Source organism: Aliidongia sp. (assembly GCF_035943795.1).
Taxonomy (GTDB): domain Bacteria; phylum Pseudomonadota; class Alphaproteobacteria; order ATCC43930; family CGMCC-115725; genus Aliidongia.
Map to the genome: position 1 here is coordinate 22,218 of NZ_DASZBY010000063.1, position 11,356 is coordinate 33,573.

Here is an 11,356-nt window from a genome sequence, read left to right on the forward strand (position 1 = left end):
GGCCTTGCCGTTGCCGCCCATCAACAGGACGGTTTCGGCAGGCCGGCGCGGCGCAAGCCTGGTGAACACGGATCCGGCGCATCGGCGGGCTCGGGTGAGCAGTGCCGCCGAGACCGTAGAACGAATAGCCCCATGAGCCCTGCCGCCAGCAGCGCGATAGACCCCGGCTCCGGGACGGCCAGCGGGGCGCCGGCGATCCGCTCCCCGACCTCGCGACCCGAGGCCCACGGCAGTCCGTTGACTTTCGATGCGTATTTTTCCATGGGATCCGGCACGCCATCCGGCCAGGTGCCGAAGATGTTGGCGTCGGGAACGAAGGTCAGCCAATAGCTTCCAGCCATCAGACCCCAGTCGAGGCCGGAAACGCCGTACCAGTTGAGCGCGCTCTGCAACGGCAGGATGAACGTGTCGGAATAGAGGATGCTGCCAGGCTCGCCACCGGCGTCGGACAGGATCTCGGCCGTCACGAAACCGCTGTGCCCGGATTGGTCGCCCAGATAGGCCTGGACGCCCGTCACGACGTCGCTCTGGCCGATCGTGAATTCACCGGCGAAATACTGAAAGTCGGCGAAGTCCCAGGGCTCGCCGGACGGATTGGCGCCGGTGTCGACGATATAGGCGGCGTGGGCCGGCGTGTGGGCCAGAAGCCAGCCGGCCAAGGTCGCGATGGCGATCATCGATTTGCGCATGAGTTGCTCCCTGATGGAGGACCCGTCCGTATCCGTCGATCGGACACAAGGAATTCGAGCTTCCCTCGGGAGTCGCAATGCTCGCTTGGATGGCCACGATACAGGGGTCCGTCGCCAACTCACAAGATGGCGGGGCGAGCCCGTACGCCGATCGAAGACGATTGCCGGAAAACAAACGGGCCGGACATCAAAACCCAAGCGACTGAAAAGAGTGGTAGGCCCGGCCGGACTCGAACCGACGACAACACCGTTATGAGCGGCGCGTTCTAACCAACTGAACTACGGGCCCCCGTCTTGGGGCGCGGAGTTTGCGCGAGCCCCGGGGGAAAAGGCAAGCCCCCGGCGCTCGGGCACGGCGCATGGCGGCCTTCAGGCGCCGAGGGCCGTCAATGCCGCCACGAACCGGTCCAGTTCCGCCTCGGTCGTGAGATAGCTGACCGAGGCGCGCAGGACCTCCGTCAGGCCGCGCGCGTCCATGTCGAGCGGCGTATAGGCACGGCCGTTGAACCCCAGATTGATGCCCTGCGTGGCCAGGGTTGCCTGGACCTCGGCACCGGATCGGCCGTCGAGCGTGAAGGCGACCAGACCCGAACGCTCGACGCCCAGGTCCTGGAGCCGCACGCCCGGCACCGCAGCGAGCCGGGCCCGCAGGCCGTCGGCGCGCTGGACGATGGTCGCGCGGATGCGATCCAGGCCCAGATCGAGCGCCTGCCGTACCGCGACGCCCAGTCCCAGACGCAGCGCGGGGGCGCTTTCGGCGGATTCGAGGCGGCGGGCACCTGCCCGCAGGACGGCGCCATCAGGCCCGATCGGCGCCGAATGGGTGTCGACGAAGGCAGGGTCGAGCCGGTCGGCGAAATCGCGGCGGACGTAGAGCAGTCCGACGCCGCGCGGTCCGCGCAGATGCTTGCGGGCCGGCGCCGCCAGCACGTCGCAGCCGACCTCCCGCACATCCACCGGCATCTGGCCGACGACCTGGGCCGCATCGATGAAATAGGGCACGCCAGCCGCGCGCACGAGCCGGCCGACCGCCGCAGCCGGCTGGATCAGCCCGCCGTTGGCCGGCGCCCAGGTGAGGGCGACGAGGCGCACCTGTCCGTCGAGCTTCCGGGCGAGCGCCTCCAGCGAGATCTGCCCGTGTTCGTCGGCGGGCACGGCCTCGACCACCAACCCGGCCCGCTCCAGGCATGCGAGATTGCCACCCCATTCCGTCCGGCCGACCAGCACCTTGTCGCCGGGGCGCAGGCGCAGGGCGGCAAAAGCCCGGCCCCAGCCGTCGGACACGCCGCCGGTGAAGGCGATTTCGTCGGGATCGGCGCCGAGCAGGGTCGCGATGTCGGCCCGTGCCTGCTCGACCTGGGCGGCGACGGCGCCGCCGGCCTCCATCGAGCCGCCCTCGGCCTCGCGCCGGAGTTGGGCCTCGATCGCCTGCAGCGTGGCCGCCGCCATGAGCGAACTGCCGGCATGGTTCAGGTGCAGCACCCGGTCGGTCCCGGGCGTCCCGGCCCGGAGCCGCGCGACGTCGATGGTCACGATGCCGCCTCGTGCAGTTCGACGATCGCGTCGACCTCGACCGCCGCACCGCGCGGCAGGGAAGCAACGCCGACCGCGGTGCGGGCATGGCGGCCGGCCTCGCCGAGGACCGCAACCACCAGATCCGACGCGCCATTGCCGACGATCGAATGCTGGGTGAAGTCCGGCGTCGCCGCGACGAACACGCCCAGCCGCGCGATCCGGCGGACGCGCGAAGGATCGCCGTCGACTAGGCGATCGATCTGGGCCAGCAGCGAGAGCGCCGCCGATGCCGCGGCCGCCTGCCCCTGCTCGACCGAGAGTTCCGCCCCGACGCGCGCGGACGGGACGTCGCCGTCGGCAAACGGCGAGATCTGCCCGGAAATGAAGGCGAGCGCCCCGACGCGCGCCACCGGCACGTAATTGGCGGCGGGACCCGACGCGTCGGGCAGGCGATGGCCCAGGCGCTGCAGCCGGTCGGCAATGGTATCGGTCATGTCGGAAACTCCGCCCAATCTTTTGAAAGAGCGGGAATGCTAGGGCGATCCCGACCGGCCGACCAATTCAAAGCAGCACCTCGACGGATGAGTCAAACTCATCCATGGCCGCTTCATCGACCAGCCAGTCGAGGAACGCGGCGGCGGCGCGCGAAGGTTTGCGCCGCGGCAGCACCAACCACCAGGCGATGCCCGCATGGACGGTGATCGACAGCGGCTGGACCAGCAGGCCGGTCGCCAGCTTGTCGCCGATCAGCCGCCGCCGGCCCATCGCCACGCCCTGGCCGTCGAGCGCCGCCTGCAGAACGATGTTGTAGTCATGGAGCAGGCTGCGCCGTGCCGTCGCCAGATCGAGCCCGGCCGCCTTGCCCCAGCTATCCCATTCGAACAGGCTGCGCGAATAGGAGAACAGGATCTCGTGGCCCAGCAGGTCGCCCGGCACGGCAATCGCCGGGCCGCGGGCGAGCAGCGCCGGGCTGACCACGGGCGAAATCCGCTCGTCCATCAGCTTGCTCGCCGCGGCGCCCGGCCAATTTCCCTGCCCGTAGCGGATTGCCAGGTCGGCGCCGCTCGCCTCCAGATCGACGAGGCCGACCGACGGGTCGAGTGCCAGGTCGATACCGGGGTGGCGCGCCCGGAACCGGCCGAGGCGCGGCACCAGCCAATGGGTCGCGAACGAGGCGAGCAGGCTGACCCGCACGGTCGCCTTGGTCGCGGCGGCGACCGCGTCGGTGCCCTCGACCAGCAGGTCGAACGCCTGGCGCACCGTCGCCAGATAGCGCGCACCTTCCGGCGTCAGGCTGACCGCCCGGACCTGCCGCACAAACAACGGCACGCCCAGGCTGGCTTCCAGCGTGTGGATATGGTGGCTGACGGCGCTCTGGCTGACCAGCAGCTCCTCGCCGGCCTTGCTGAAGCTCATGAGCCGTCCGGCCGCTTCGAAGGCGCGGAGGGCGGCGAGCGGCGGCAGGCGTCGGGACATGGAGCCTCTGGTTCGAAAGCAGGTGCCCGGAGCTTACCCGCCACCGTCGATGGTCGCTAGCCTTGGCCGGGACGGATCGTCTAGGGTCCGCCCGACCGAAGCGGGCGGGGGATGGTGGTGAGCGAAGAGAGTTTGGCGACCGGTACAGCCGGCGGCACCCTGGCCGCGTTCCAGGCAGGCCGCGCCTATGACGCGCTGATGCGGCTGCCGATCCTGCTCTACAACGGTTACATCCTGGTCAACGAGCTTCGCGGCCTCGCCGTCTGGTTCGTAGAACAGCCGGTGCCCTTCACCGTGACGCCGCTCAGCGCGACCGTCTTTGCGTCGCGGGTCGCCTTGATCCTGTTCCTGGTCTTGCTGATGGGATTCCATCTGGTACGCCGGCGCCCGGTCGCCAAGGCGCGCGGCTGGCCGCCCCGCCTCGTGGCATTGCTGGGCGCGACCTTGACGATCGCCATGGTGCTGCTCGACCGCACGCCGAACTCGATTGCGGTCTATGCGGCATCCGCAGCGTTGATCCTGCTCGGCAACTACGTGTCGATCGTCGCGGTCCTGTCGCTCGGCCGCTCGCTCAGCATCATGCCCGAGGCGCGCCGGCTGGTCATGACCGGCCCCTACCGCTACGTGCGCCATCCGCTCTATCTAGCCGAGGAGATCGCGATCCTGGGCGTCTGGCTGCAGTTCATGAGTTGGCCGGCGACGGCGATCCTGATCGGCCATCTCGTGATCCAGCTCTGGCGCCTGGGCTTCGAGGAGCAGGTGCTGCGCGAGAATTTCCCCGAGTATTCAGCCTACGCCCGGAAAACCGCCCGCCTGGTACCGGGGCTCTATTAGGGAGAAGAAGAATGGGACGCACGGCTCTTCTGGTGGCGGCGGCGATCCTGGTGGTGGGCGGCGCCCTGGTGCTGATGCTACGCCCAACGGCGCATTACCCGATCGCGCGGATCGCCCTACCCGACGATATCGCGCTCAGCTTTCTGCAGGCCCCGGTCAAGAGCGATGCCGACTGCCAGACCGCCAACCAGCGCGTCACCGCGACCATGCTGGCCAGTTGCCATGAGTGCAGCCTCGCCGAATCCCGCTGCGCCGGCGAAGCACCGGCGGCCCTCGGCGCCACGACGGCCGGCACCCAGGACATGATCATGGCGAAGGGCCTGCGCATCCTGGTCACCGCACCGCCGGCGGCTGCCCACGCGCTGTGCCAGACGCTGGCGGGCGGCATCGCCCGGAACGATGCGAGCGCACGCTGCGTGCCGGCGGCGAACTAATCGGCCGACGCCGCCCGCCCCAGGTTTTCCAGCAGCGCCTTGTGAAAGGCCGCCGGATCCTGGATCTGCGGCGCGTGACCCAGGGTCGGAAATTCGACCAGCTTCACCTCTGAAATCAGGTCGGCAGCGCGCCGGCCAAGGGCCGGATAATTGCCGAGTTTGGCTCGCACCGCCGGTGGCGCCAGATCCTTGCCGAGCGCCGTCGTGTCCTTGTCGCCGATGAACAGCACGGTCGGCACCGCCAGCTTGTCGAGCTCGTAGAGCACCGGCTGGGTATAGATCATGTCGTCGAGCAGCGCCGAATTCCACGCGACGACATCGCGGCCGGGTCCCCGGTACAGGCCGGCGAGCATATCGACCCACCGGTCGTATTCCGGCCGCCACTCGCCGGCATAGTAGGTCGCCTGCTCGTATTGCCGGATGCCGTCGGCGCTGGTCTTCAGCTCGCGCTGATACCATTGGTCGACGCTTTGCCACGGCACCCCTTCGGACTTCCAATCCTCCAGGCCGATCGGATCGACCAGCAGCAGCCGCACCACCTGGTCCGGATACGTCAGCGCATAGCGCGCAGCCAGCATGCCGCCGGTCGAATGGCCGACGACGATGGTCTTGTCGATGCCGAGCGAGGCCAACAGCGCGTTCGTATTCCCGGCCAGTTGTTGAAAGCTGTACTGGTAATGCACCGGCTTGCTCGACTTGCAGAAGCCGATCTGGTCGGGCGCGACGACCCGGTAGCCGGCCTCGGCCAGGACCTTGATCGTCGCTTCCCAGGTCGCCGCGCAGAAATTCTTGCCGTGCAGCAGCACGACGGTGCCCCGCGCGTCGCCCACGCTCGGCACGTCCATATAGGCCATCTGAAGATCGACGTTCTGCGAGGAAAACGCGAAATGCTGGACCGGGTATGGGTAATCGAACCCCTCCAGCTCCGGCCCGTAGGACGGCTCGGTCACCACAGTCTGGGCCAATGCGGGCCGGAAGATCAGGAGGGCCGGCACCAGCAGGCAAAGGCGCTTGAACATCGTCAGGAAATTTCCCGAAAGCTTCGCGCGAAGCGCCGATCATGCCATGGTTGCGCGGAAGACCCTGCGGTAATTTCCACCGAGAATCCGGCTCGCTTCGTCGGGATGGAAACCTGTGGCGAGCAGCGCACGGGCGAGATCGGGCAGTTGGTCGTAATCCGCGAAGGCGGCCGGCGCCAGCAGGCCCAGCATGTCGCTGCCCAGCCCGACATGATCGACGCCGATCACATCGACCATGCGGGCCATGCCCTGCGCCAGGGACGCGAGATCGGGAAATTCCGTGGTGGGCGGCCAGATGCCGACGACGCCTCCGGTATCGGCGACGAGCCGGGCATGGTCCGCCGTGATGCGCCGGCTGCGTGGCGCGGGAGCGGCGGCGAGCGAGGTGTGCGACAGCAGCAGCGGCTTCGTCGTGACCGCAGCCGCCCGCTTCACCAGGTCATAGGGCCCGTGGGCGACATCGACCACGATGCCGCGCGCATTGCAGCGGCGGACGACATCGGCGCCGAAATCGGTCAGGCCGCCATGGACCGGCGCCTCGGTCTGGATGTCGCCCAGCTCGTTCACCCGGTAATGGGTCAGCTGCAGGTGGCGCAGCGCGTGTTTCTCGTACGCCTCGTCGACCCGGTCGAGCACGCCTTCGAGGAAATCCGCACCCTCGGCCGCGATGACGACCGACGGCAGGTCGGCCGAGGCCCGGTCGAGCGATGCCCGGTCGGTCACGAGCGCCAGCCCCTGCTCCTCGATCAGCCGATGCGCCCGGGCAAAGGTCCGTCCGCTCCAGGCATAGAGCTCGCCCGGCGCCGGCGTGCGATAGGGCCGGATGTGGCGATCGTCGAGATGAGTCGTGGGCGTGTCGGCGACGACGGCCAGGGAGACGAGCGCCATGCCGCCCGCCCGCATCGGCGCCGCCACCGGCAGGAACGGGCGATCGAGGCCGTTGCGCCCGATGATGACCCGTCCGGCATGGCTGTGCAGGTCGGCCGGTGCCGCCAGGGTCAGTGCCTGGCGGACGGCGGCCTCGTCCGGCGCCGGAACCGATGCGGAGACGACCGATCCCGGCGCGCAGGCGGCGAGCCCGATCAGCGCGCCGGCCGCGAGCAGGCCGCGACGGCTGAGCAAAGGCAACGGCTCCCGATGAGGTTCGACGCCGACCAGCCGGGCGTTGCGCAACTGATAGTGCCAGCCGTCAGGATCGCCCGAGAGCGACCAGCGCCCGGCAAGCCGGACGGCGCGCCCTTCCGCCGGTATCGGGACGATCGCGAACACTTCGACCGCCGCCAGCGGATCGGCGGGCCAGCAACCGACGCAGCACATCGGCTCTGCCAGCAGGAGAAAGTAACCATGCCGATCGTCGGGCTCGGCCGGCGCCATGAAGCCGACGAGTTCGACCGCCTGGCCGTCGAGCCAATCCGCGGCAGCCGTGGCGATGTCGATCCAGTCCAGATCCATTGCCATGCGCCGCCCTCGGGAATTGTTTTGGTTGAGCGTTCTACGCGCGGAGGAGACGGAGCATCCCTGGAACCAGGCCAAGGCGGTGAGATCTGCATCGTCAATTCTTTACCGTCATCCCCGCGCAGGCGGGGATCCAGTGTTACGCGCGGCAGCGCGGAGAAAAAGTCGCCGCAGACGCGGCTCTCGCTGGATTCCCGCCTTCGCGGGAATGACGGGAGGGGCTAAACCAGACTGGCCCAAAAAGAAAAGGCCGGTCTTTCGACCGGCCATCGTCATTTCCTAGGTATCGAGGAAGCTTCTGAGCTTCCGCGATCGGCTCGGATGCTTCAGCTTGCGGAGCGCCTTCGCCTCGATCTGGCGGATGCGCTCGCGCGTGACCGAGAACTGCTGGCCGACTTCTTCCAGCGTGTGGTCGGTGTTCATGCCGATGCCGAAGCGCATGCGCAGCACGCGCTCCTCGCGGGCGGTCAGGCTGGCCAGCACGCGGGTCGTGGTCTCGCGCAGATTGGCCTGGATCGCGGCATCGAGCGGCAGGACCGCGTTCTTGTCCTCGATGAAATCGCCCAGGTGGCTGTCTTCCTCGTCGCCGATCGGCGTCTCGAGGCTGATCGGCTCCTTGGCGATCTTCAGGACCTTGCGGACCTTCTCGAGCGGCATCATCAGCTTTTCGGCCAGCTCTTCCGGGGTCGGCTCGCGGCCGATCTCATGGAGCATCTGGCGGGACGTGCGCACGAGCTTGTTGATCGTCTCGATCATGTGCACGGGGATGCGGATCGTGCGCGCCTGGTCGGCGATCGAGCGGGTGATCGCCTGGCGAATCCACCAAGTGGCGTAGGTCGAGAACTTGTAGCCGCGCCGGTACTCGAACTTGTCCACGGCCTTCATCAGGCCGATGTTGCCTTCCTGGATCAGGTCCAGGAACTGCAGGCCGCGGTTCGTGTATTTCTTCGCGATCGAGATCACGAGGCGCAGGTTTGCCTCGACCATCTCCTTCTTGGCCCGGCTCGCCTCACGCTCGCCGCGCTGCACCGTCGAGACGACGCGGCGGAATTCGCCGATCGGCAGGCCGGTCTCGGCCGCGACTTCGCCGATCGTCTTGCGGATGTTCTCCGCCTCGCCGGCATGCTTGTTGATGAAGGTCTGCCAACCTTTGCCGGCGAAGCCCTTGATCTTGTCGAACCAGTTCGGGTTGAGCTCGCTGCCGAAATAATGGTTGAGGAAATCCTGGCGCTTGACGCCATCGGACTCCGCCAGGCGCAGCAGCTTGCCTTCGAGTGCGATGAGCTGGCGGTTCAGGTCGTAGAGCTGCTGGACCAGCGCCTCGATCCGGCCGTTGTTGAGGCGGATGTCCTGCATCGCCTCGACCATTTCCTCCTTGTGCTTCAGGTACCGCTTCTCGGTCGCCTTCGGCAGCTCTTCGCCGGCCTGCGCCGCGTCGACCCGCTCCTGATGCAGCTTGGCGAGCTTCTTGTAGATGTCGGCGACCTTGTCGAACGACAGGATGACCGTCGGCTTCAGCTCGGCTTCCATGGCGCTGAGCGAGATCGAGGCTTCCTCGCCGTCGCCGTCGCCGTCGGCACCCTCGACTTCGGGCTCCGGCTCTTCACCCTCGGCCAGGACAACCGGCTCTTCGCTCTCTTCGCCTTCGGGCTCGGGCGCGCTCGGGAACGCATTGCCGTAGGTCGCGTCCAGGTCGATGATGTCGCGGAGCAGGATCTTGCTGTCGTTCAGCGCGTCGCGCCAGCCGATGACCGCCCGCATGGTCAGCGGGCTCTCGCAGATGCCGCCGATCATCATCTCGCGGCCGGCTTCGATGCGCTTGGCGATGGCGATTTCGCCCTCGCGCGACAACAGCTCGACCGAACCCATCTCGCGCAGGTACATGCGCACGGGATCGTCGGTCCGGCCGATGTCCTCGTCGTCGAGGTTGCCGTTGACGCGCGACTCGCCGTCCGGTGTCTCCTCGTCCACGGCCGCGGCCGGTTCCTCGGTCTCTTCGGCTTCGACCACGTTGACGCCTGCCTCGGACAGCATGGTCATCGTGTCTTCGATCTGCTCGGACGAGACCTGGTCTTGCGGCAGGGCGGCGTTCAGCTCGTCATAGGTGACGTAGCCGCGCTCCTTGCCCTTGGCGACCATCTTCCGGACGGCCTGCGCCATGGTATCGACGATCAGGCTCTCAGCGGCCTCATCGCGGTTCTCATTGACCTCTGCCGTATTCGCCGCTTTTGTCGCCATCTTTGAACCAGTCCTAACTTGTACCCAGGGGGCCATCGGTTCCACCGCCCGCCCCCGGGACGGCCGAACCGGCTCGTCATTCATTCCGTGGGCCCGATCACCGTCCGGCACGGCTGGAGCCCACTGTCCCTGCCTCTTTGCAGGGGTCGAAAATTCAATGCCGACCGGACGACACCCATCCGGCTGTCGCCCCGTCGAATTCGGCCTGTTCCGTACGCTCGGTTTCCGCCTGCTCCTGCAAGGCCGTGATGCGGGCCCAACTGGCCTCCGTCGGCTCCATCTCGAACCGACGCACCGCCGCCTCGAGTTCCTGTGCCCGCTCCAGATGGCTGTGCCACAGGGTCAGCGCCTGCAACCAGCCGAGTCGGGTGGTCTCCCGATCCGCCGGTTCCGCGAATTGCGTATGGGCGGAAACCTGTTGACCGAGCAAACGCTCCACATCCCGGACAAAGCCGTGGTTGCTGAGGTGATGCTGAAGGGTGGCCGCGTCAAGTCCGGAATTTGCCGCGTGGACGTTTAAGATCTCCCGACGCAGTTTGTCAAGGTCCGGCGCGGTCAGGATCAGGTGCGCGAATTCCTCGACATGGTCGTCGAGCAGGTCCGGCCGGACGATCACCATGGCGACCATCAGCTCCTGCCGCCGACGCTCGATCGCCTGATTTCCGACCGTCAGGCGCGCGCCGGACACCACTTCCGGCACGTGCGGCTTGAACCGCCCGTTACGATCCTTGACGGGCTTGCGCACGTTGGCGCGCTGCGGCCTACCCTGCTCGAACAGCTTGTTGCGAAAGAAGAACTGGTATTCGCGCTTCAGCCCCTCGTCGGCGATGACGATGGCGCGCGCATTCAGGCGATGGGTGAGGTCAGCCCGGCGTTCGGGCGTGTCGATGGGCTTGGCCGCCAGTTCCTGGGCGAACAGCACTTCGGCCAATGGCTTTGCGCCATCCAGCACCCCCTGCATGGCAAGGTTGCCCTGGCGGCCGATCAGGCTGTCCGGATCCTCGCCGGACGGCAGGACCGCGAACTTGAGCGACCGCCCGGCCTTCAACAGCGGCAGCGCCCGGTCGAGCCCGCGCGATGCGGCGCGCTGGCCTGCCGCGTCGCCGTCGAAGCACAGGGTTGGCTCGGCCGCCAGCTTCCACAGCTCTTCCAGCTGTTCCTCGGTCAGGGCCGTGCCGAGCGGGGCGACCGCACCGTCGAAGCCCGCGCGATGCAGCGCGATCACGTCCATATAGCCTTCGGTCACGACCAGGGTGGCGCCCTTGGCGACGCCGGTGCGTGCCCAGCTGAGCCCGTAGAGCACACGGCCCTTGTGAAACAACGGCGTGTCGGGTGAGTTCAGGTACTTGGGCTTGCCGTCGCCCATCACCCGGCCGCCGAAGGCGATGACCCGGCCGGCGCGGTCCAGGATCGGGAACATCACCCGGTCGCGGAAATAATCGAAGCTGTCACGCCCGTCTTCCGGCTTCTTCACCAGGCCGGCCTCGATCAGCATCTCTTCGGGAAATTCGCGCAGCAGGAACTGCTTCAGCAAGCCCTGGCCGCCGCGCTGACGATCGCTGCGCTCGATCGCAGCTGAGAAGCCCGGCGCATAGCCCAGCCGGAACCGTTCGATCGCCGCCCGGTCGAGCCCGCGCTGGTCCAGGTAGGCGCGCGCCGCAGCGCCGCCCTGGCTGTCGAGCTGGGCCTGGAAGAA

General features: G+C 67.7%; 10 protein-coding genes and 1 tRNA gene. 2 read left to right on the top strand and 9 right to left on the bottom strand.

The features are described from left to right. Window positions 1-20: 20 nt before the first annotated feature. From VGV37_RS10820 to gcvA, 5 genes are all read right to left on the bottom strand, one after another. Window positions 21-689: a PEP-CTERM sorting domain-containing protein gene (locus VGV37_RS10820; protein ID WP_326879674.1), complete on the bottom strand. Its 669-nt coding sequence runs from the start codon at window positions 687-689 to the stop codon at window positions 21-23. A 212-nt stretch (window positions 690-901) separates the two neighbouring features. Beyond that, window positions 902-978: transfer RNA gene (locus VGV37_RS10825), tRNA-Met, on the bottom strand. Window positions 979-1,058: 80 nt separating this feature from the next. After that, on the bottom strand, window positions 1,059-2,222 hold the full coding sequence (locus VGV37_RS10830) for an aminotransferase class V-fold PLP-dependent enzyme (protein WP_326879675.1): 1,164 nt from the start codon (window positions 2,220-2,222) through the stop codon (window positions 1,059-1,061). Continuing rightward, window positions 2,219-2,698: a RidA family protein gene (locus VGV37_RS10835; RefSeq protein ID WP_326879676.1), complete on the bottom strand. Its 480-nt coding sequence runs from the start codon at window positions 2,696-2,698 to the stop codon at window positions 2,219-2,221. Before VGV37_RS10835 ends, VGV37_RS10830 begins: the two co-directional genes overlap by 4 nt. 67 nt (window positions 2,699-2,765) lie before the next feature. Continuing rightward, on the bottom strand, window positions 2,766-3,680 hold the full coding sequence (gene gcvA / locus VGV37_RS10840; RefSeq protein ID WP_326879677.1) for a transcriptional regulator GcvA: 915 nt from the start codon (window positions 3,678-3,680) through the stop codon (window positions 2,766-2,768). Window positions 3,681-3,797: 117 nt separating this feature from the next. Here gcvA and VGV37_RS10845 point away from each other — a divergent pair, with 117 nt between their 5' ends. Beyond that, window positions 3,798-4,514 carry an isoprenylcysteine carboxylmethyltransferase family protein gene (locus tag VGV37_RS10845; protein ID WP_326879678.1) on the top strand — a complete coding sequence of 239 codons (717 nt, stop codon included), beginning with the start codon at window positions 3,798-3,800 and terminating at the stop codon, window positions 4,512-4,514. Window positions 4,515-4,525: 11 nt separating this feature from the next. Next, window positions 4,526-4,948, top strand: a complete 423-nt coding sequence (locus VGV37_RS10850; protein WP_326879679.1) for a hypothetical protein — start codon at window positions 4,526-4,528, stop codon at window positions 4,946-4,948. On the opposite strand, the gene VGV37_RS10855 is transcribed toward VGV37_RS10850, so the two are convergent. The 4 genes from VGV37_RS10855 to VGV37_RS10870 all read right to left on the bottom strand — a co-directional run. Further along, window positions 4,945-5,967 (bottom strand): alpha/beta hydrolase, encoded by a 1,023-nt coding sequence (locus VGV37_RS10855; RefSeq protein ID WP_326879680.1) that lies wholly within the window; start codon window positions 5,965-5,967, stop codon window positions 4,945-4,947. The genes VGV37_RS10850 and VGV37_RS10855 overlap by 4 nt on opposite strands. A 39-nt stretch (window positions 5,968-6,006) precedes the next feature. Further along, window positions 6,007-7,425, bottom strand: a complete 1,419-nt coding sequence (locus tag VGV37_RS10860; RefSeq protein WP_326879681.1) for a dipeptidase — start codon at window positions 7,423-7,425, stop codon at window positions 6,007-6,009. 276 nt (window positions 7,426-7,701) lie between these two features. Further along, on the bottom strand, window positions 7,702-9,660 hold the full coding sequence (rpoD, locus tag VGV37_RS10865; RefSeq protein ID WP_326879682.1) for an RNA polymerase sigma factor RpoD: 1,959 nt from the start codon (window positions 9,658-9,660) through the stop codon (window positions 7,702-7,704). 154 nt (window positions 9,661-9,814) lie between these two features. Beyond that, the coding region (locus VGV37_RS10870) for a DNA primase (RefSeq protein WP_326879683.1) at window positions 9,815-11,356 on the bottom strand (1,542 nt) is incomplete at its 5' end.